This is a genomic window from Spectribacter acetivorans (genome assembly GCF_031846305.1).
Taxonomy (GTDB): Bacteria; Pseudomonadota; Gammaproteobacteria; order Nevskiales; family Salinisphaeraceae; genus Spectribacter; species Spectribacter acetivorans.
The window spans coordinates 46370-68037 of record NZ_JAVRHY010000013.1 but is presented as its reverse complement, the minus strand read 5'-3'; the positions used below and the strand labels follow the sequence as shown (position 1 = coordinate 68037).

Below are 21668 nucleotides of genomic sequence, written 5' to 3'. Positions count from 1 at the left end.
GTTACAGAATGCTGCGTTCAACAAAGGCGGTACGCACCGGCAGCTTCGAGGCAGCCAGGCGAAACGCTTCCTGCGCGACTTCACGCGGGACGCCTTCCATTTCATAAAGCATGCGGCCGGGCTGAATCAGGGCAACCCAGTATTCGACGTTGCCCTTGCCCTTGCCCATGCGCACTTCGATCGGCTTCTTGGTGACCGGCTTGTCCGGAAAAATCCGGATCCAGATCTTGCCGCCACGCTTGATATGACGGGTCATGGCACGACGCGCCGCCTCGATCTGACGGGCGGTGATGCGTCCGCGTTCGACCGCCTTCAGGCCGTACTCGCCGAAGCTGACCTGCGCGCCGCGCTGGGCCAGGCCCCGATTGCGGCCCTTCTGGACCTTGCGGAATTTGGTTCGTTTGGGTTGCAGCATGGCGGTTTATCCCGTTGCCCGGCCGGCTTCCTCGCCTTCCACGGCGACCGGCTTCTCTGCTTCGAAGATCTCGCCCTTGAAGATCCAGACCTTGACACCGAGGATGCCGTAGGTGGTCTTGGCTTCGGCGAGCCCGTAGTCGATATCGGCACGCAGCGTGTGCAACGGCACCCGGCCGTCGCGGTACCACTCCGAACGCGCGATCTCGGCGCCATTCAGACGACCGGCCACGTTCACGCGGATGCCGCCGGCGCCCAGGCGCATGGCGTTGCCCACGGCGCGCTTCATGGCGCGACGGAACATGATGCGGCGCTCCAGCTGCTGCGCGATGTTCTCGGCCACCAGCTTGGCATCCAGCTCCGGCTTGCGGATTTCCTCGACCGACAGGTGCACCGGCACGCCCATGAGCTTGCTCACTTCACCGCGCAGCTTGTCGATGTCCTCGCCCTTCTTGCCAATCACGATGCCCGGACGGGCGGTATGAATGGTGATACGCGCGGAGCGGGCCGGCCGATCGATCTGGATACGGCTGACCGACGCATGCGCCAGGCGCTTGCGGATGTACTCACGCACTTCGAGATCGGTATTGAGCGTGTCGCGATAGGCCGCGTTCTCCGCGTACCAGCGCGAGCTCCACTCGGTGGTGATCCCGAGCCGAAAACCGGTTGGATGGACTTTATGACCCATAATCGCCTCTTACTTGTCCGCCACCCGGATGGTGATGTGGCTGGTACGCTTGAAAATCCGATCCGCGCGGCCGCGTGCCCGGGGCTTGATCCGCTTCATGGTCGGACCCTCGTCCACCATGATGACGCTGACCTTGAGCTCGTCGATGTCCGCGCCCTCGTTGTGCTCGGCATTGGCGATGGCCGACTCAAGCACCTTGTGAATCGTCCGGGCCGCCTTCTTCGGCTGGAACCGGAGCGTTTCCAGCGCCCGCTCGACCGGCATACCCCGGACCTGGTCGGCGATCAGCCGCGCCTTCTGCGGCGAGATGCGCGCGAATCGCAATTTGGCAAACGAATCCGTCATGATACTTCCAATCCGGTAACTTAGGACTTCCGGTCGCCGATGTGGCCCTTGAACGTCCGGGTGGGCGCAAACTCGCCCAGCTTGTGGCCGACCATGTTCTCCGACACGAACACCGGCACATGCTGACGGCCGTTATGCACGGCAATCGTGAGTCCGATCATGTCGGGTGTCACCATCGACCGACGCGACCAGGTCTTGATGGGTCGCTTGGTCTGACTTTCCTGAGCCTTGGCGACCTTGCTTGCGAGATGCAGGTCAATGAACGGCCCTTTCTTGATGGAACGCGGCATTGCTAAATTCCCCAGTCGAGTGCGATCAACGCTTCTTCCGCTTGCCGCGGCCGCGAACGATCATGCTGTCCGTGCGCTTGTTCGTGCGCGTCTTGAAGCCCTTCGTCTTCCAGCCCCAGGGACTGGTCGGGTGACGACCACCGCTGGTCCGGCCTTCACCACCACCATGCGGATGATCGACCGGGTTCATGGCGACACCACGAACCGTCGGGCGCTTGCCCCGCCAGCGGGTCGCGCCGGCCTTGCCGAGCGACCGCAGCGAATGTTCCGCGTTGCCCACTTCACCGATCACGGCCGTGCAGGCGGCAAACACCCGGCGCATTTCGCCGGACTTCAGCCGCAGCGTGGCGTAATCACCCTCGCGGGCAACCAGCTGCGCCGAGACGCCGGCGCTGCGCGCCATTTGCGCACCCTTGCCGGGCCGCATCTCGATCGCATGAATCGTCGTGCCCACCGGAATGCTGCGAATCGGCATAGCATTGCCCGGCTTGATCGGCGCTTCCGGCCCGGCCAGCAACTGGTCGCCGGACTTCACGCCCCGCGGCGCGAGGATGTAGCGACGCTCGCCATCGGCGTAGAGCAGCAGGGCCAGATGCGCACTGCGGTTGGGGTCGTACTCGATCCGCTCGACCTTGGCCGGCACGCCGACCTTGTCGCGGCGGAAATCGACCATCCGGTACCGCTGCTTGTGCCCGCCGCCCCGATGACGCGTGGTGATGCGACCCGCGTTGTTGCGGCCGCCGCTGCGGGACTGCTTGGCCACCAGCGATTCCTGCGGCTGCCCCTTGTAGAGCTCCGCATTCTTCACGCTGACGACGAAGCGCCGTCCCGCTGATGTCGGCTTGGCCTTTTTCAGTGCCATGACTCTATCCGTCCGTGTCTAGTGACTTGAGCGTCGCCTACTCGACGCCGCTCAGAAAATCCAGTTCCTGCCCGGCGGCAAGGGATACATACGCCTTCTTCCAGGCGGCGCGCTTGCCGGGCTGACCGCGGAAACGCTTGGTCTTGCCCTTCACGTTCAGCGTGGTCACGCCCTCGACCTGAACCTTGAAAAGCTTCTCCACCGCGGTCTTGATCTCGGTCTTGGTGGCATCCACCGCCACCTGGAACACGACCTGATTGTGGGCATCGGCCTGAACCGAACTCTTCTCGGATACGTGCGGTGCGCGCAGGACCTCGTAGATGCGTTCCTGATTCACGACAGCCACCCTTCGATTTGCTTGATTGCGTCGACGGTCACGATCACCTTCTCGGCGCCGACCAGCGACACCGGATCCAGTCCCGCCACGTCCGTCAACGACAGATAGGGGATGTTATTGCTCGAGTAGGCGAGATTCTCGTCCACCTCGGTCACCACGATCAGGCCACGTCGGCCGGCACCGGTCGCGTCCAGGAACTCGAGCAGCTTGCGCGTCTTGCGCTCGGCCAGGCTCAGCTCCTTGACCACCACCAGGCGATCCTGACGAACCAGCTCGGCGAGAATCGAGCGCATGGCACCGCGATACATCTTGCGGTTGACCTTCTGGCCGAAATCACGCGGGCTCGCCGCGAAGATCCGGCCGCCACCCTTCCACAGCGGGCTACGGATGGTGCCGGCACGGGCACGGCCGGTGCCCTTCTGCCGCCACGGCTTCTTGCCGCCGCCCCGAACCTGGGCGCGCGTACGCTGCGCCTTGGTTCCGGCACGGCCACCGGCCAAATAGGCCGTGACCACCTGATGAACGAGTGCCGGCTTGAAGTCCACGCCGAACAACTCGTCGGAAACGTTGACGCCGGAGGCGTCGTTGGCTACCGCAAGTTCCATTATTTTCAGCCTTTCACTGCCGGACGGATGACCACGTCGCCGCCCTTGGCACCCGGAATACCGCCACGGATGAGCAACAGGTTGCGCGCGGCATCCACCCGGAAAATCTCGAGATTCTGAACCGTTGTGCGCGCGTCACCCATGTGGCCGGCCATCTTCTTGCCCTTGAACACATGCCCCGGCGTCTGGTTCTGACCGATGGAACCCGGCGCGCGATGCGCCTTGGAGTTACCGTGGGTCGCCCGCTGGGCACGGAAGTTGTGACGCTTGATCACGCCCGCGTAGCCCTTACCGATGGAGCGGCCGACCACGTCGACCACCTGGCCATCCTCAAACAGCGAGGCGGTGATTTCGGCACCGACTTCGATATCGACTTCCTCGAACGACGGCTCGGCGTCAGCCTCTTCGCCCTCGGCCGGTTCAGCCGCGGCAACCGGACGCTTGAGCTTGGGCATGTCCTCGCCGTCGGCCAGCCGGAATTCCCAGAGACCGCGACCCGCGTCCACGCCTGCCTTCTTGAAATGACCGGCGCTGGGCCGGTTGACGCGCGAGGCGCGGCGTTCGCCGGTGGTCACCTGAACAGCGCTATACCCGTCGGTGTCGGCGGTCTTGATCTGGGTCACACGGTTGGGCGTGACCTCAACCACCGTCACGGGCACGGAGGCGCCCGCGTCCGTGAACACGCGCGTCATGCCGCGCTTGCGGCCAACCAAACCTATCGCCATTACCAGTTCCTTCTTGCTTATCGCCACTCGCTAACGGGGGCGACAGTTCAAGTGTCAGAGGCCGCCGCCGTGTCTCAAGCAGCGGCCCGTTAAACTCAGTTTTCATCGCCGGCCCCGCGGGCCGGCGGTCGTCAAGGCGCTGCGCTGTTACTGCAGCTTGATCTGCACGTCCACGCCGGCAGCCAGGTCGAGCTTCATCAGCGCATCGACGGTCTTTTCCGTCGGCTCGACGATGTCCATCATCCGCTTGTGCGTGCGGATCTCGTACTGGTCACGCGCGTCCTTGTTGACGTGCGGCGAGATCAGCACGGTGTAGCGCTCCTTGCGGGTTGGCAACGGGATCGGGCCATGCACCTGAGCCCCGGTCCGCTTGGCCGTCTCCACGATCTCGCGCGCCGACTTGTCGATCAGACGATGATCGAACGCCTTGAGACGGATACGGATATTCTGACTCGTTGCCATTGCTTACTATGTCTCGCTTATCGAAAGGGTGCCGCTGTCGCTTGCCGGCCGGGCAACCACCCGGCCGGCAATACGGCCCTTATTCCTGCTCGTGAACAGGCCTTGCGGCGTGCTTCACGAGAGCTCTCGGCTGGTGTCGCTCGCCCGATTGGTAGGCCGAGCAAAACCAAGCCTACTCCGTAATCTTGGTCACCACCCCGGCGCCCACGGTGCGGCCGCCTTCGCGAATCGCAAAGCGCAGGCCTTCTTCCATGGCGATCGGGGCAATCAGTTCCACGTTCATGGTGACGTTGTCACCCGGCATCACCATCTCGACGTCCGCCGGCAGCTCGCAGGCGCCGGTCACGTCGGTGGTCCGGAAGTAGAACTGCGGCCGATAGCCCTTGAAGAACGGGGTGTGACGACCGCCCTCTTCCTTCTTCAGGACGTACACCTCGCACTCGAACTTGGTGTGCGGGGTGATGCTGCCCGGCTTGGCCAGCACCTGGCCGCGCTCGATGTCTTCGCGCTTGGTGCCGCGAAGCAGAATGCCGACGTTGTCGCCCGCCTGGCCTTCGTCAAGCAGCTTGCGGAACATTTCCACGCCGGTGACGGTGGTCTTGGCGGTGTCCTTGAGGCCGACAATCGCAATCTCGTCGCCCACCTTGACGATGCCACGCTCGATACGGCCGGTGGCCACGGTGCCGCGACCGGAGATGGAGAAGACGTCTTCCACCGGCATGATGAAGGCGCCGTCCACGGCACGGTCGGGCTCGGGGATGAAGTCGTCCATCGCGCGCACGAGCTTGACGATGGATTCGATGCCGTGCTCGGACTCTTCGCCTTCCAGGGCCTTGAGGGCACTGCCGACGATCACGGGGGTGTCGTCGCCGGGGAAGTCGTAGGCGTCGAGCAGTTCGCGCACTTCCATTTCCACCAGCTCGAGCAGTTCGGCGTCATCCACCATGTCGGCCTTGTTCAGGTAGACAACGATGTGCGGTACGCCAACCTGGCGCGACAGCAGGATGTGCTCGCGCGTCTGCGGCATGGGGCCGTCGGCCGCACTCACCACCAGAATCGCGCCGTCCATCTGCGCGGCACCGGTGATCATGTTCTTGACGTAGTCGGCGTGACCCGGGCAGTCCACGTGGGCGTAGTGACGGCCTTCCGATTCGTACTCGACGTGCGAGGTCGAAATCGTGATGCCGCGCGCCTTCTCTTCCGGCGCCTTGTCAATCATGTCAAACGCCGACAGCTCCGACCCGAACAACCGGTTCGATACCACCGTCAACGCCGCCGTCAACGTCGTCTTGCCATGGTCAACATGACCAATCGTGCCCACATTCACGTGCGGCTTGCTGCGCTCGAATTTTGCCTTCGACACGGCTAACTCCCCTTAGGCTTCTGCCGGTTGCTTCTTGATCAGGCCGTCGGCGATGCTCGCCGGCGCCTCGGAATATTTCTCAAACTGCATGGTGTAGGTCGCCCGGCCCTGGCTCATGGAGCGCACGTCCGTGGCATAACCAAACATCTCGGACAGCGGCACTTCGGCGGACAGGGTCTTGCCCGTGGGTCCGTCTTCCATCTGCTTGATGGTGCCGCGACGGCGATTCAGATCGCCCATGACATCGCCCATGTATTCTTCGGGCGTCACCACCTCGACGTCCATCATCGGCTCGAGCAGGACCGGCTTGGCCTTGCTTGCGCCTTCACGGAACGCCATCGAGCCGGCAATTTTAAACGCCGTTTCGTTGGAGTCAACATCGTGGTACGACCCGTCGTACAGCGTAACCTTGACGTCAACCATCGGATAGCCCGCTATGACGCCATTCCGCATGCATTCCTGGACGCCCTTGTCGACCGCCGGAATGTATTCCTTGGGTACGACACCGCCGGTAATCGCGTTGACAAACTCGTAACCCGCGCCCGCTTCTTCCTGCGGCTCGATCTTGAGCCACACGTGACCGTACTGACCACGGCCACCCGACTGGCGCACGAACTTGCCTTCCTGCTCCACCGCGGCGCGAATGGTTTCGCGATACGCGACCTGCGGGGCGCCGACATTGGCCTCGACGTTGAACTCGCGCTTCATGCGGTCAACGATGATTTCCAGATGCAGCTCGCCCATGCCGGAAATAATGGTCTGACCGGATTCCTCGTCGGTGCGCACCTGGAAGGAGGGATCTTCCTGGGCCAGCTTGCCCAGCGCGACGCCCATCTTTTCCTGGTCGGACTTGGTCTTGGGCTCGACCGCCACGGCGATCACCGGCTCGGGGAACTCCATGCGCTCCAGAATCACCTGGGAATCGAGCGCGCAGAGGGTGTAGCCCGTGGTCACGCTCTTGAGCCCGACCACCGCGGCGATGTCACCGGCGCGGACTTCCTTGATCTCTTCGCGGGTATTGGAGTGCATCTGCAGCAGTCGGCCGATTCGCTCCTTCTTGCCGTCGATCGAGTTGTAGATCGAGTCGCCCGAACTGAGCACCCCGGAGTAGACCCGGATGAACGCCAGCGACCCGACGTAAGGATCGGTGGCAATCTTGAACACCAGCGCGGCGAACGGCTCGTCGTCGGAGGCATTGCGCTCGACCGGCTTGTCCTCGTCGTTGGCGTCGGTACCCTTGATCGGCGGCACTTCGACCGGCGACGGCATGTAGTCGACGACCGCGTCGAGCAGCGCCTGCACGCCCTTGTTCTTGAATGCCGTGCCACACAGGCACAGGCAGATTTCGGTGGACAGCGTGCGCAGGCGCAGGCCGTTCTTGATCTCGTCGTCGGTGAGCTCACCGCCCTCGAGATACTTGTCCATCAACTCTTCGTTGGCTTCCGCGGCCGCCTCGATCATCGCATCGCGATACTTCTGGGCGTCGGCCTTGAGCGCATCGGGAATCTCGCGCGCCTCGAAGGTCCGTCCGGCGTCTTCCTCGTTCCAGTAGATCGCCTGCATGCGCAGCAGGTCGATCACGCCTTCGAAATTGTCCTCGGCGCCGATCGGCAGCTGCACCGGCACCGGCTTGGTGCCCAGGCGCTTGTCGATCATGTCGACGCAGCGGTAGAAATCCGCGCCGAGCTTGTCCATCTTGTTGACGAACACCATGCGCGGCACGTGGTACTTGTTGGCCTGCCGCCATACCGTTTCGGTCTGCGGCTCCACACCGGCGTTCGCGTCCAGCACACACACCGCGCCGTCGAGCACTCGCAGGGAGCGCTCTACCTCGATGGTGAAGTCGACGTGCCCGGGCGTATCAATGATGTTGATGCGGTACTGCTCGGGAAACTGCTGCTCCATGCCCTGCCAGAAGCAGGTAGTAGCCGCCGACGTGATCGTGATGCCGCGCTCCTGCTCCTGCGCCATCCAGTCCATGACGGCCGCACCGTCATGCACCTCACCCATCTTGTGGGAGATGCCGGTGTAATAAAGGATGCGCTCGGTCGTGGTCGTCTTGCCGGCATCAATATGGGCCATGATGCCGATGTTGCGATAGCGCTCAATAGGATGCTTGCGGGGCATGGAAATCTCTGCAGTAGTGTCGAATGTCGCGACCGCTTACCAGCGGAAGTGCGAAAACGCCTTGTTGGCTTCGGCCATGCGATGCGTGTCTTCCCGCTTCTTGACCGCCGCGCCGCGATACTCGGCCGCGTCCATCACTTCGCCGGCCAGACGCCGCGCCATGGAATGCTCGCCGCGTTTGCGGGAGGCATCGATCAGCCAGCGCATCGCCAGCGTGGTGCGACGCACGGCGCGCACTTCCACCGGCACCTGGTAGGTGGCACCACCGACACGCCGGGACTTGACCTCGACCGCCGGACGAACGTTGTCCAGCGCCTCTTCGAGAACTTCCAGCGGATTGTCGGTCTTCTTGCGCGACGAAATTTCGGTCAGCGCGCCATACATGATGGCTTCGGCCTTGGACTTCTTGCCATCGCGCATGAGCATATTCATGAACTTGGCAAGCAGGTCACTCTTGAACTTGGGATCCGGCAGGATCTCGCGCTTGGGTGCGGCGGCACGACGTGACATATCTAATTATCCCTTACGACTTCGGCTTCTTGGCGCCGTACTTGGAGCGGCCCTGGCGACGAGCTTCGACGCCGGACGCATCCAGTGCGCCACGCACCGTGTGATACCGCACACCGGGCAAGTCCTTGACACGACCGCCGCGGATCAGCACCACCGAGTGCTCCTGCAGGTTGTGACCTTCACCGCCGATGTAGCTGGTGACCTCGAAACCGTTGGTAAGCCGCACACGGGCGACCTTACGCAGCGCCGAGTTCGGCTTCTTGGGGGTGGTCGTGTACACGCGGGTGCAAACACCCCGTCGCTGCGGGCATCCCTGCAGCGCCGGCACGGCGTTCTTGACCGGTTTGTTCTTGCGTCCCTTACGGACGAGCTGATTCACCGTAGCCACGAGCTAAAACCTTGTTTCCGGTAATAAAAGACAGGCCGGGGGCACCCGGCCTGTCACGGCGAGGCGGCGAATACTAAAGACTCCCACCCCGGGTGTCAAGATATACCGCACCGGGGCCGCAGAACCGGCCCCGGCGCGGGCAAAACGTCTACGCCTGGTCGTCGTCGGCGCTGTCGCCGCCCTCTGCGGACGGCTCCGGCTCGAGGGTCAGAGCCTCCTCTTCCACCGCGGCCGCCGGGGCGGCATCGGGGAAGCCGAGCAGTCCGCCGCGGTCACGCCGACGCTGCTCGTGGTAGGCCAGACCGGTACCAGCCGGGATCAGACGGCCGACGATGACATTCTCCTTCAGGCCGCGCAGATCGTCACGCGCGCCCCGTACCGAGGCTTCGGTGAGTACGCGGGTGGTCTCCTGGAAGGACGCCGCGGAGATGAAGGATTCGGTCGACAGGCTCGCCTTGGTAATACCCAGCAACAGCCGCTCACAGGTGGCGGGTTGCTCTTCGCGGGCCTGAATACGCCGGTTTTCTTCCAGGAACGTCTGGTACTCGATCTGCTCGCCCTGCAGGAAGCGGGTATCGCCCGGATCCACGATCTCCACCCGCCGCAGCATCTGACGAATGATCGCCTCGATGTGCTTGTCGTTGATGCGCACGCCTTGCAGGCGGTACACATCCTGGATTTCCTTGACCAGGTACTCGGCCAGCTTGGGAATACCCTGCAGCCGCAGAATGTCATGCGGCATGGGCTCACCATCGGAGATGATTTCACCCTTATCCACGTGCTCGCCCTCGAACACGTTGATCTGCCGCCACTTGGGCACCAGGAGCTCGGTCTCGCTGCCGTCGGCGTCGACGATCTTGATGCGCTGCTTGCCCTTGGTCCCCTCGCCGAAGCGGATGGTGCCCGCGGCCTCGGCCAGAATCGCCGGCACCTTGGGCTTGCGCGCCTCGAACAGATCGGCCACGCGCGGCAGACCACCGGTGATGTCACGAGTCTTGGACGATTCCTGCGGAATGCGGGCGCAAATATCGCCCACCACCACGGTCTGACCATCCTCAACGGTCACGATCGCCTTCGGCGGCAGGCTGTAGGCCGCCGGGATGGAGGTGCCCGGGAAATTGAGTTCCTTGCCCTTGCCATCCAGCAGCTTGATCACCGGCCGCAGGTCCTTGCCGCCTGAGCCGCGCGATTTCGCCTCGGTGACTACCAGGGTGGAGACGCCGGTAATCTCGTCGACCTCCCGCTGCACCGTGACGCCGTCGACGAAGTCCTCGAACTTCACCTTGCCGGCCACCTCGGTGACGATCGGATGGGTGTGCGGATCCCAGTCGGCCAGCCGCTGCTGAGCCTCGACCGCGTCGCCGTCGGCCACGTGGATGGTGGCGCCATAGGGAATCTTGTAGCGCTCCTTCTCCCGGTGGTTCTCGTCGAGCACGCCGACTTCACCGGAGCGCGACACCGCAACCAGGTGTCCGCCTTCCGCATGCTGCACGGTCTTGATGTTGTGCAGCTTGGCGGTACCGCCGGACTTGGCGGCCACGCCGTCGGCGGACACCGCACGGGACGCGGCGCCACCCACATGGAAGGTACGCATGGTGAGCTGGGTACCCGGCTCGCCGATACTCTGGGCGGCAATCACGCCCACGGCCTCGCCGATGTTGACCAGCTGACCGCGTGCCAGATCGCGGCCGTAGCACTGGGCGCACACGCCGAACGACGTTTCACAGGTAATCGGGCTGCGCACGAACAGCTCGTCGACCGAGTTGTCCTCGATGTAGCTGACCAGCTTCTCGTCCAGCAGCGTGCCGGACTCGACCAGCACATCGTCGCTGCCCGGCTTGAGCACGTCCCGGGCCAGCACCCGGCCCAGCACCCGCTCGCGCAGGGGCTCGACCACGTCGCCGCCCTCCACGATCGGATACATCCACACACCTTCCTCGGTGTCGCAATCCGGCTCGGTCACGACCACGTCCTGGGCCACGTCGACCAGGCGGCGGGTCAGGTAACCCGAGTTGGCCGTCTTGAGCGCGGTATCGGCCAGACCCTTGCGGGCGCCGTGGGTGGAGATGAAGTACTGCAGGACGTTCAGACCCTCGCGGAAGTTTGCGGTGATCGGCGTCTCGATGATGGAGCCGTCCGGCTTGGCCATCAGGCCGCGCATGCCGGCGAGCTGACGAATCTGGGCGGCACTGCCTCGGGCGCCCGAGTCGGCCATCATGAAAATCGAGTTGAACGAATCCTGGTCGACGGCGTTGCCCTCGGCGTCGGTCACGGTGTCGGTACCGAGCTGGTTCATCATCGCCGCGGCGATCTGCTCGTTGGCACGCGACCAGATGTCGATGACCTTGTTGTAACGCTCGCCCTGGGTCACCAGACCCGAGGTGTACTGCTGCTCGATTTCCTTGACCTCATCCTCGGCGTGAGCCAGGAACTTGGCCTTCTCCGGGGGCACCACCATGTCGTCCAGACCGATGGAAATACCCGCCTTGGTGGACAGACGGAAACCGGTGTACATGAGCTGGTCGGCGAACACCACGGTGTCCTTGAGACCGGCCTCGCGGTAGGCCACGTTGATCACGTCGCCGACCGCCTTCTTGTCGAGTTCACGGTTGATCAGCGAGAACGGCAGCGAATCCGGCAGGATTTCCGAAAGCAGCGCCCGGCCCACCGTGGTATCCACGATGTGGGTCTTGCGGTGCAGTTCCCCGGCCTCGTCGCGTTCGACATCATCGATGCGCACCCGCACCTTGGCCTGGAGATCGACCGCGTCGGAATCGTAGGCCCGGCGCAGTTCCGGCACGTCGGCGAAGATCATGCCTTCACCCGGCGCGTTCACCCGTTCGCGGGTCATCCAGTAAAGACCCAGCACCACGTCCTGGGTGGGCACGATGATCGGTGCACCGGACGCCGGCGACAGGATGTTGTTGGAGGCCATCATCAGCACGCGGGCTTCCAGCTGCGCTTCCAGCGACAGCGGCACGTGCACGGCCATCTGGTCGCCGTCGAAGTCCGCGTTGAAGGCGGTGCACACCAGCGGATGCAGCTGGATGGCCTTGCCTTCGATCAGCACCGGCTCGAAGGCCTGGATGCCGAGGCGATGCAGCGTGGGGGCGCGGTTGAGCATGACCGGGTGCTCGCGGATGACTTCCTCGAGCATGTCCCAGACTTCCGGCTCCTCGCGCTCCACCATCTTCTTGGCGGCCTTGATGGTCGAGGCCAGACCCAGCCGCTGCAGGCGGCTGAAGATGAAGGGCTTGAACAGTTCCAGCGCCATCTTCTTGGGCAGACCGCACTGATGCAGTTTCAGCGTGGGCCCGACCACGATAACCGAACGGCCGGAGTAGTCGACGCGCTTGCCCAGCAGATTCTGACGGAAACGGCCCTGCTTGCCCTTGATCATGTCGGCCAGCGACTTGAGCGGGCGCTTGTTGGAACCCGTGATCGCGCGGCCGCGGCGGCCGTTGTCGATCAGCGCGTCCACCGACTCCTGCAACATGCGCTTTTCGTTGCGCACGATGATGTCCGGGGCGTTGAGCTCCAGCAGCCGACGCAGGCGGTTGTTGCGATTGATCACGCGCCGGTAGAGATCGTTGAGATCCGAGGTGGCGAAGCGGCCACCGTCCAGCGGCACCAGCGGCCGCAGATCCGGCGGCAGCACCGGCAGCACGTCCATGATCATCCATTCGGGCTTGTTGCCGGAATGCATGAAATTCTCGATCAGCTTGAGGCGCTTGCCCAGACGCTTGATCTTGGTTTCCGAGCCGGTGGCACTCATCTCCTCGCGGAGCTTGGCGGCCTCGGTCGGCATGTCGATCTGCTTGAGCAGTTCGAGCACGGCTTCCGCGCCCATGCGGGCGTCGAACTCGTCGCCGTACTGCTCGACCGTGTCGAGGTATTCCTCTTCGGTCAACAGCGTGCCGACTTCCATCGGCGTCATGCCGCCGTCCACGACCACGAACGCCTCGAAGTAGAGGATCCGCTCGATCGCCCGCAGCGGCATGTCGATCAGCAAACCGATGCGCGACGGCAGGCTCTTCAGGAACCAGATGTGCGCGACCGGCGAGGCCAGGTCGATGTGGCCCATGCGCTCGCGGCGCACCTTGGTCTGCGTGACCTCGACGCCGCACTTCTCGCAGATCACGCCGCGGTGCTTCATGCGCTTGTATTTGCCGCACAGGCACTCGTAGTCCTTCACCGGACCGAAGATGCGGGCACAGAACAGCCCGTCGCGCTCCGGCTTGAAGGTGCGGTAGTTGATCGTTTCCGGTTTCTTGACCTCGCCGAAGGACCAGGAGCGGATCGTGTCCGGCGCCGCGAGGCTGATACGGAGCGCGTCGAATTCCTCGACGTGATCCTCGGTCTTGAACAGGTTAAGCAGATCTCTCATTTCTTGCTCCGCAAGCGTAAGGCGTGAAGGTGGCGGGGCGAGGCCCGGCCGCTGCCGGCCGGGCTCACCGAACCCGCATCAGCGGGTGGCGCGCCCCCTCACGTGTCGTCCTCTTCCAGCTCGATGTTCAGACCCAGCGAGCGGATCTCCTTGGTCAGCACGTTGAACGACTCGGGCATGCCCGCCTCCATCTGGTGGTTGCCGTCCACGATGTTCTTGTACATGCGCGTGCGTCCGGTGACGTCGTCGGACTTCACCGTGAGCATTTCCTGGAGGGTATAGGCCGCGCCATAGGCCTCCAGCGCCCAGACTTCCATCTCGCCGAAGCGCTGACCACCGAACTGCGCCTTGCCGCCCAGCGGCTGCTGGGTGACCAGGCTGTACGGCCCGGTCGAACGCGCGTGCATCTTGTCGTCGATCAGATGGTTGAGCTTGAGCATGTACATGTAACCCACGGTTACCTTCCGGCTGAACGCCTCGCCGGTACGACCGTCGATCAGCGTGGCCTGTCCGGATTCCGGCAGACCGGCCAGCTTGAGCAGCTCGCGGATTTCGTCCTCGTGCGCGCCGTCGAACACCGGGGTCGCGGTCGGCAGACCGCCAACCAGGTTGCCCGCCAGCGTGAGGACCTCGTCATCGCTGAGGCTGCCAATGTCCTCCGGATGCGATCCGGTGGTGGCGTACACCTTTTCCAGGAAGCCGCGGATATCGGCAACCGCCTTCTGCTGCTCGAGCATTTCCTCGATGCGATGGCCGATGCCGCGAGCCGCCCAGCCCAGGTGAATCTCCAGCACCTGGCCGATGTTCATGCGCGAGGGCACGCCCAGCGGATTCAGGGCGATGTCGACCGGGGTGCCGTCCTCGAGATGCGGCATGTCTTCCACCGGCACGATCTGCGAGACCACACCCTTGTTGCCGTGACGGCCGGCCATCTTGTCGCCCGGCTGGAAGCGACGCTTCACTGCCAGGTAGACCTTGACCATCTTGAGCACGCCCGGGGCCAGCTCGTCACCCTGGGTGATCTTTTCCTTCTTGTTGGCGAAGCGCCGGTCGAATTCGGCCTTCTGATCCTTCAGCCGCTTGGCCATGGCCTCGAGCTGGGCCTGGGATTCCTCGTTGCGCAGCCGGATGTCGAACCACTTGTTGCGGTCCAGTTCATCCAGGTACGCCGCCGAAATCTTGGCGCCGGCCTTGAGCTTGGCAGGACCGCCGTCGGCGACCTTGCCCATGAGCATGCTCCGCAGACGATCGAAGATGTCGTCCTCGAAGATGCGCAGCTGATCATTCAGATCCTTGCGCACGTCCTTGATCTCGTCTTCCTCGATCGACAGGGCCCGGGCGTCCTTCTCGACGCCGTCGCGGGTGAACACCCGCACGTCGATCACGGTGCCGTCCATACCCGGCGGCACGCGCTGGGACGTGTCCTTCACGTCCGAGGCCTTTTCGCCGAAGATTGCCCGCAGAAGCTTTTCCTCCGGAGTGAGCTGCGATTCGCCCTTGGGCGTGACCTTGCCCACCAGGATGTCACCGGACTTGACCTCGGCGCCGATGAAGGCGATGCCGGACTCGTCCAGCTTCTGCAGCGCCGACTCGTTGACGTTGGGGATGTCCGCGGTGATCTCTTCCGGGCCCAGCTTGGTCTCGCGGGCCACACAGGTCATTTCCTCGATGTGCACCGAGGTGAAACGATCCTGCTCGACCACACGCTCCGAGATCAGGATGGAATCCTCGAAGTTGTAGCCATTCCAGGGCATGAACGCGCAGAGCATGTTCTGGCCCAGGGCCAGTTCGCCCATGTCGGTGCTCGGCCCGTCGGCCAGCACGTCGCCGCGGGCGACCACGTCGCCGGGCTTGACCAGCGGTTTCTGGTTCATGCACGTGTTCTGGTTGGAACGCGTGTACTTGACCATGTTGTAGATGTCGACGCCGGCCTCCTCGGCGGAGGTCTCGTCGTCGTTGACCCGCACCACGATGCGGGCGGCGTCGACCTTGTCCACCAGCCCGCCGCGACGCGCGGTCACGGCATTGCCGGAGTCGATCGCCACCTTGCGCTCGATGCCGGTACCCACCAGCGGCTTGTCCGCCCGCAGGCAGGGCACGGCCTGACGCTGCATGTTCGCCCCCATCAGGGCGCGGTTGGCGTCATCATGCTCCAGGAACGGCACCAGGGCCGCGGCCACCGACATGATCTGCTTCGGAGACACGTCCATGAACTGGACGCGGTCCGGCGAAGCCAGGGTGAATTCGTTGGCGTGCCGGCAGGACACCAGCTCGTTGACCAGGCGACCCTTCTCGTCGGTCTTGGCATTGGCCTGGGCGATCACGTAACGGCCTTCCTCGATCGCCGACAGGTACTCCACCTCGTCGGTAACCTGGCCGTCCGCCACCTTGCGGTAGGGCGTCTCCAGGAAACCGTAGTCGTTGGTCCGGGCATAGACGGACAGGGAGTTGATCAGGCCGATGTTCGGGCCTTCCGGCGTCTCGATCGGGCAGATACGGCCGTAATGGGTCGGGTGCACGTCGCGCACCTCGAAACCGGCGCGCTCACGCGTCAGACCACCCGGGCCCAGTGCCGAGACGCGGCGCTTGTGGGTGACCTCGGACAGCGGATTGTTCTGATCCATGAACTGCGACAGCTGCGAGGAGCCGAAGAACTCCTTGACCGCGGCCGCCACCGGCTTGGCGTTGATCAGGTCCTGGGGCATCAAGCCTTCGCTCTCGGCCATGCTCAGGCGCTCGCGAACGGCGCGTTCGACCCGCACCAGGCCGGTGCGGAAGGCGTTCTCGGCCATCTCGCCCACCGACCGCACGCGGCGGTTGCCGAGATGGTCGATGTCATCCGTGGTGCCGATGCCGTTGCGGATGCTGATCAGTTCACGCATCACCGCGGCGATGTCGTCGTTGGACAGCACCGACTCCCCGGTGACCTCGTCACGACCCAGACGCCGGTTGAACTTCATCCGGCCGACGGCCGAAAGGTCGTAGCGCTCGGCGTTGAAGAACAGGTTGCCGAACAGGCTCTCCGCGGCGTCCTTGGTCGGCGGCTCGCCGGGACGCATCATGCGGTAGATTTCCACCAGCGCTTCCAGCGGCGTGGTGGTGGTATCCACCTGCAGCGTGTTGGAAATGTACGGACCGTGATCCAGATCGTTGATGTAGAGCGTCGGAATATCCTTGATACCCGCCGCCCGGAACGACTCGACCGTTTCCTCGGTAATTTCCTCGTTGGCCGCCGCCAGCACTTCGCCGCTATCGGTATCGACGATGTTGCGCGCCAGCACCTTGCCAACCAGATAGGCCTCGGGCACGTCCAGCTTGTTGACACCCGCCTCTTCCAGCTGGCGGATGTGGCGCACGGTAATGCGGCGGCCTTCCTCGACCACCACCTTGCGGCCGGCCTTGATATCGAACGTGGCGGTTTCGCCGCGAAGGCGCTCGGGCACCAGCTCCATCTCCACCTTCTTGTCGGTGAGGTGGAACATGTTGGTGTCGTGGAACATCTCGAGCATTTGCTCGGTGTCATAGCCCAGCGCCCGCAACAGCACCGTCGCCGGCAGCTTGCGGCGGCGGTCGATGCGCACGTATAGGTTGTCCTTGGCATCGAACTCGAAGTCCAGCCAGGATCCGCGGTACGGAATCACCCGGGCGGAGTACAGGAACTTGCCCGACGAATGCGACTTGCCCCGGTCGTGATCGAAGAACACGCCCGGCGAGCGGTGCAACTGGTTGACGATCACCCGCTCGGTGCCGTTAATAATGAACGTACCGGTATCGGTCATGAGCGGCAGTTCGCCCATGTAGACTTCCTGCTCGCGGATGTCCTTGACCGGCTTCGGGTTGGCCTTGCTTTCCTTGTCGTAGATGACCAGGCGCACGGTTACCCGCAGCGGCGCCGAGTAGGTCAACCCGCGGATGCGGCATTCCTTCTCGTCGAAGGCCGGCTCACCGAGGCGGTAGCTGACATACTCCAGCGCGGCGCTGCCCGAATAGCTGACCATCGGGAAGACCGAGCTGAAGGCGCTGTGCAGGCCGATGTCGTTTCGGCGGGCGGGATCGAGATCAACCTGCAGGAACTGCCGGTACGAGCCCAGCTGGGTGGCCAGCAGGAACGGCAGCTCCAGCACGGAATGCTGCTTGGCAAAATCCTTGCGGATGCGCTTTTTCTCGGTGAAAGAGTAGGCCATGTCTGTTGCAAACCTCATCGAGATGCGCCATCGGAATGGCGGCGGCACGGGGCCGCTATTGGCGCGGCCAGAGTCGGACAACGGGAAAAGGCCGGCAGCCTCTGGGCTACCAGCCGAATTCTGTCAGCGTTGTCGAAATATGGTCGTGAGCAACTGTCGCGCGATTATAGCTCAATCTGAACGCCGCACGCGAGCCGGGGAATCCCCCGGCCCGCACACGGCGGCCATGTAAACGGATGTCGGCAATGAACCGACGCCGATCACTTGAGCTCGACGGACGCGCCAGCTTCTTCCAGCTGCTTCTTCATTTCCGCGGCATCGTCCTTGGAAACGCCTTCCTTGATCGTGGACGGCGCACCCTCGACCAGCTCCTTGGCCTCCTTGAGACCCAGGCCGGTGATGGCACGGACGGCCTTAATGGCACCGACCTTGTTCTCGCCGAAGCTGGACATGACGACGTCGAACTCGGTCTGCTCCTCGGCAGCCTCACCACCGGCGTCACCACCGGCAGCACCACCAGCGGCAACCGCCACCGGCGCCGCGGCAGACACGCCGAACTTCTCTTCCATCATCTCGACCAGCTCGACCACGTCCATCACGGACATCTCGCTGATCGCTTCGAGTACTTCTTCCTTGCTAGCAGCCATCTTCATTTACTCCTGTTCAGTATCAGCGGCCGGGGCCGCCTTCGGTTATCGTTAAAACCATGGTGATCCGGTTGTGCCGGACCCGCGGTATCAGGCGGCCTGCTTCTGATCTCGCACCGCCGCCGTGGCACGGGCAACCTGTGCCACCGGTTCGCGCGTGGTGCGGACCAACTTGGTGATCGGCGCGGTCATCACGCCCATCAGCTGGGCCAGCGCCTCGTCACGGGTCGGCAGCTTGGCAAGGCGGTCGAGCTGTTCGCCCGGCAGAACCTGCCCCGAAAATGCGATCGCGGTGACCTTCAGGGTCTGGTTACCCTTCATGAAACCACTGATCACCCGCGCGGCCGAGCCCGGATCCTCCAGCGAGAATCCCAGGATCACCGGTCCCACGAATGCATCACTCATGCATTCATAGTCGGTGCCCTTGAGCGCGATCCTGGCCAGATTGTTCTTGACCACCTTCAGGTAGGCGCCGCCTTCGCGTGCCTTGACCCGAAGATCATCCATCTGGCCCGCGGTCAATCCGCGGTATTCCGCCAGCACGGCGGAATGGGCACGGCCAGCCACATCACTGACTTCCGCAACCATGGCCTTCTTGGCTTCAAAACTCATGGCCATAGCCATCACTCCTTGTCGTTCGACGCCGCAACACGCGACGCCGATTCCCTTGATGACCCCGGTCGCAAGACCGGCGCCGTTCAACGGCGAATCGCGACAATAACGACACGCCATCTGCGCAGGCCGGCGTTGATTCGCCTTTAATGCCGGCCGTGAGGCCAGCCACCGGCGGTCTTTGACGACGCAGCCTTGATCGATGGGCTACGCAGCAAAGATTCCTCTGCCGCACCGGTCAGCCGAGGCCGGCCGGTGCGGTTAATCGGGTGTCGCCTCAGGCGGCGACGCCCGAATGATCGATCGTTATCCCCGGACCCATGGTCGTGGACAGCGTCATCTTCCGGAGATAAATGCCCTTGGCGTTGGCGGGCTTCGCCTTCTTGAGATCGGCGATCAGCGCATTGAGGTTCTGAGTCAATGCCTCGGCACCGAAATCCAGCTTGCCGATGCCGCAGTGAATGATGCCTCCCTTGTCGGTGCGGTACTGCACCTGACCCGCCTTGGCGTTGGTCACGGCCGTTGCCACATCGGCGGTGACGGTGCCGGTCTTGGGATTCGGCATCAGACCCTTGGGGCCCAGAATCTGGCCCAGCTTGCCCACCACCGGCATCGCATCCGGGGAGGCGATCACCACGTCGAAGTTGATTTCGCCGCCCTGGATCTGTTCGGCCAGGTCGTCGAAGCCCACGATATCGGCGCCGGCCTCGCGGGCGGCGTCGGCCTTGTCGCCCTGGGCGAAGACCGCTACGCGCACGCTCTTGCCCGTGCCGTTGGGCATGACGGTGGAGCCACGCACGTTCTGGTCGGACTTGCGCGGGTCAACACCGAGGTTGACCGCGACCTCTACGGATTCATTGAAACGGGCGTTCGAGAGTTCCTTGAGCAGCGTGATCGCTTCGTCCAGCGAGTAGGCGCGCTCGGCGTCGACCTTCTCCTGGAACAGCCGCTGACGCTTGGAGAGTTTCGCCATGATTTCAGCCCTCCACCTTGATGCCCATGCTCCGGGCACTACCTGCAATAATCGCCACCGCGGCGTCCATATCGGCTGCGTTGAGATCCGGCCACTTGGTTTCGGCGATCTCCTCGAGCTGCGCGCGCGTGACCTGACCCACCTTTTCCTTGAGCGGATCGGCTGCGCCCTTGTCGATCTTGGCGGCCTTCTTGAGCAGGATCGATGCCGGCGGCGTCTTCTTGACGAAGGAGAAGCTGCGATCGGCGTAGACCGTGATCACCACCGGAATCGGCAGGCCGGCCTCGGTATCCTGGGTTTCGGCGTTGAACGCCTTGCAGAATTCCATGATATTCACGCCGTGCTGACCCAGAGCCGGGCCCACGGGGGGACTCGGGTTGGCCTTGCCGGCCGGAATCTGCAGCTTGATGTACGAGCTGATCTTCTTAGCCATGATTACCTCTTTCTGGTGCCAGCGCCGGGGTCGGACGAACCGCCCGCGGCTCCCAGATCAGTGAAATGTCTCGCGCGTCGGCATCTTGAGCAGGGCATTACTCGCACACCCTTCGGCACAAAACCGACAACACGAAACGCGAAACTGCGTTATCCCTTCTCGACCTGCGAGAAATCCAGATCCACCGGCGTGGAGCGCCCGAAGATCATCACCGCCACCCGCAGGCGATTCTTGTCGTAATTGACTTCCTCGACCACGCCGTTGAAGTCGGCGAACGGGCCATCGGTAACACGCACCTCCTGGCCCGGTTCGAACAGGGTCTTGGGCCGAGGCTTTTCCACCGACTCCTCGACCCGGTTGAGTATCTGCGCGGCTTCCTTGTCGGAAATCGGCGCCGGCCGGTCCGCGGTGCCACCGATGAAGCCCAGCACCTTGGGCACGTTCTTCACCAGGTGCCAGGTGTCGTCGTTCATTTCCATGTTGACGAGCACATAGCCGGGAAAGAACTTGCGTTCCGTGGTGCGGCGCTGCCCTTCCTTGATCTCCACCACTTCCTCGGTGGGCACGAGAATATCGCCGAAATGCTCTTCCATTTCGTGACGCTTGACGTGCTCGATCAAGGCCTTCTTGACCTGATTCTCGTATTGGGAATAGGCGTGAACCACGTACCAACGCTTGGCCATCACCACAACCCCTATCGACCCGTCAACATCTGCACGCCCCATCCGAGCATCACGTCCAGCGCCCAGATGAAAACGGCAAGAATCATGACCACGACAATGACCATCAACGTCGTCTGGATGGTTTCCTGACGACCCGGCCAGACCACCCGGCGCAATTCGGTGCGCGACCCCTGTATATAGGACCAGGCCGTCTTGCCGGTCGCGCTCTGCAGGCCGATGAACACCGCCACCGCCGCGCCCGCCAGCATGCCGAGGACCCGGACGAGGTCGCTGTACTGCGGCTCGAACCAGTAATAGGCGAACATGCTGCCGCCGAGGACAAGCACCGCCAGCCAGAGCAGCGCGGTGTCCTTCACGGAACTGCCGTGTTCTTCCTGAGTTGCCATGGAATCTACAATCCTGAACCGGGTCAGCACACTGAGATGGCAGGCCAGGAGGGACTCGAACCCCCAACCTGCGGTTTTGGAGACCGCTGCTCTGCCAATTGAGCTACTGGCCTGTCGATGCGCCGCCGAAAAAGGAGGCGGATGGTACCACAACTGCGGGCACCGACAAGCGTCGCTCGCAATCGGGCAGTACGGCCTGCCGAAAAGGCCGGCCCGGGTCGCACGGGGCGCCCGGACCGGCGGCCTT

Annotated in this window: 21 protein-coding genes and 1 tRNA gene; all 22 read right to left on the bottom strand. The window is 63.5% G+C overall.

The genetic code is table 11. The features are described 5' to 3' along the window. Position 1 precedes the first annotated feature (1 nt). The 22 genes from rplP to RM531_RS12720 all read right to left on the bottom strand — a co-directional run bounded on the left by rplP (position 2) and on the right by RM531_RS12720 (position 21534). Positions 2-415: a 50S ribosomal protein L16 gene (gene rplP / locus RM531_RS12825; RefSeq protein ID WP_311654031.1), complete on the bottom strand. Its 414-nt coding sequence runs from the start codon at positions 413-415 to the stop codon at positions 2-4. Between the two features lie 6 nt (positions 416-421). Continuing rightward, complete coding sequence (gene rpsC, locus RM531_RS12820; RefSeq protein WP_311654032.1) at positions 422-1102, bottom strand: 30S ribosomal protein S3; 681 nt, start codon at positions 1100-1102, stop codon at positions 422-424. Between the two features lie 9 nt (positions 1103-1111). Then, a complete protein-coding gene (gene rplV / locus RM531_RS12815) occupies positions 1112-1447 on the bottom strand; it encodes a 50S ribosomal protein L22 (protein WP_311654033.1) in 336 nt (111 codons plus the stop codon). Between the two features lie 20 nt (positions 1448-1467). After that, a complete protein-coding gene (rpsS, locus tag RM531_RS12810; RefSeq protein WP_311654034.1) occupies positions 1468-1737 on the bottom strand; it encodes a 30S ribosomal protein S19 in 270 nt (89 codons plus the stop codon). 25 nt (positions 1738-1762) lie between these two features. Next, positions 1763-2599: a 50S ribosomal protein L2 gene (gene rplB, locus RM531_RS12805; protein WP_311659751.1), complete on the bottom strand. Its 837-nt coding sequence runs from the start codon at positions 2597-2599 to the stop codon at positions 1763-1765. A gap of 37 nt (positions 2600-2636) precedes the next feature. After that, positions 2637-2936: a 50S ribosomal protein L23 gene (gene rplW / locus RM531_RS12800; protein WP_311659750.1), complete on the bottom strand. Its 300-nt coding sequence runs from the start codon at positions 2934-2936 to the stop codon at positions 2637-2639. Further along, entirely contained in the window at positions 2933-3541 is a 609-nt protein-coding gene (gene rplD / locus RM531_RS12795; protein WP_311659748.1) for a 50S ribosomal protein L4, read from the bottom strand. The genes rplW and rplD overlap by 4 nt, the downstream gene beginning before the upstream one ends. 5 nt (positions 3542-3546) lie before the next feature. Continuing rightward, a complete protein-coding gene (gene rplC, locus RM531_RS12790; RefSeq protein ID WP_311659747.1) occupies positions 3547-4266 on the bottom strand; it encodes a 50S ribosomal protein L3 in 720 nt (239 codons plus the stop codon). Positions 4267-4413: 147 nt separating this feature from the next. Further along, the gene (gene rpsJ, locus RM531_RS12785) at positions 4414-4728 is read right to left on the bottom strand and encodes a 30S ribosomal protein S10 (protein ID WP_311654039.1); all 315 of its coding nucleotides are present in this window, start codon (positions 4726-4728) and stop codon (positions 4414-4416) included. Between the two features lie 172 nt (positions 4729-4900). Further along, entirely contained in the window at positions 4901-6091 is a 1191-nt protein-coding gene (tuf, locus tag RM531_RS12780; protein ID WP_311659740.1) for an elongation factor Tu, read from the bottom strand. A 12-nt stretch (positions 6092-6103) separates the two neighbouring features. Continuing rightward, positions 6104-8218 carry an elongation factor G gene (fusA, locus tag RM531_RS12775; protein ID WP_311659746.1) on the bottom strand — a complete coding sequence of 705 codons (2115 nt, stop codon included), beginning with the start codon at positions 8216-8218 and terminating at the stop codon, positions 6104-6106. Between the two features lie 36 nt (positions 8219-8254). Then, entirely contained in the window at positions 8255-8728 is a 474-nt protein-coding gene (gene rpsG / locus RM531_RS12770; protein WP_311654042.1) for a 30S ribosomal protein S7, read from the bottom strand. A 13-nt stretch (positions 8729-8741) separates the two neighbouring features. Beyond that, positions 8742-9116, bottom strand: a complete 375-nt coding sequence (gene rpsL / locus RM531_RS12765; protein WP_311654043.1) for a 30S ribosomal protein S12 — start codon at positions 9114-9116, stop codon at positions 8742-8744. Between the two features lie 148 nt (positions 9117-9264). Continuing rightward, positions 9265-13503: a DNA-directed RNA polymerase subunit beta' gene (rpoC, locus tag RM531_RS12760; protein WP_311659745.1), complete on the bottom strand. Its 4239-nt coding sequence runs from the start codon at positions 13501-13503 to the stop codon at positions 9265-9267. 98 nt (positions 13504-13601) lie between these two features. Continuing rightward, positions 13602-17687: a DNA-directed RNA polymerase subunit beta gene (rpoB, locus tag RM531_RS12755; protein WP_311659788.1), complete on the bottom strand. Its 4086-nt coding sequence runs from the start codon at positions 17685-17687 to the stop codon at positions 13602-13604. 260 nt (positions 17688-17947) lie between these two features. Continuing rightward, positions 17948-18334 (bottom strand): 50S ribosomal protein L7/L12, encoded by a 387-nt coding sequence (gene rplL / locus RM531_RS12750; protein WP_311654045.1) that lies wholly within the window; start codon positions 18332-18334, stop codon positions 17948-17950. 90 nt (positions 18335-18424) lie between these two features. Further along, positions 18425-18952, bottom strand: coding sequence for a 50S ribosomal protein L10 (gene rplJ / locus RM531_RS12745; protein ID WP_311659787.1), 528 nt, complete (start codon positions 18950-18952; stop codon positions 18425-18427). Positions 18953-19223: 271 nt separating this feature from the next. Then, entirely contained in the window at positions 19224-19919 is a 696-nt protein-coding gene (rplA, locus tag RM531_RS12740) for a 50S ribosomal protein L1 (RefSeq protein ID WP_311659744.1), read from the bottom strand. Positions 19920-19923: 4 nt separating this feature from the next. Beyond that, positions 19924-20352, bottom strand: coding sequence for a 50S ribosomal protein L11 (gene rplK, locus RM531_RS12735; protein ID WP_311654048.1), 429 nt, complete (start codon positions 20350-20352; stop codon positions 19924-19926). 149 nt (positions 20353-20501) lie between these two features. Continuing rightward, positions 20502-21035, bottom strand: coding sequence for a transcription termination/antitermination protein NusG (gene nusG / locus RM531_RS12730; RefSeq protein WP_311659743.1), 534 nt, complete (start codon positions 21033-21035; stop codon positions 20502-20504). Positions 21036-21046: 11 nt separating this feature from the next. Next, on the bottom strand, positions 21047-21421 hold the full coding sequence (gene secE / locus RM531_RS12725) for a preprotein translocase subunit SecE (RefSeq protein ID WP_311659742.1): 375 nt from the start codon (positions 21419-21421) through the stop codon (positions 21047-21049). Positions 21422-21458: 37 nt separating this feature from the next. Beyond that, a tRNA-Trp gene (locus RM531_RS12720) sits at positions 21459-21534 on the bottom strand. Positions 21535-21668 lie beyond the last annotated feature (134 nt).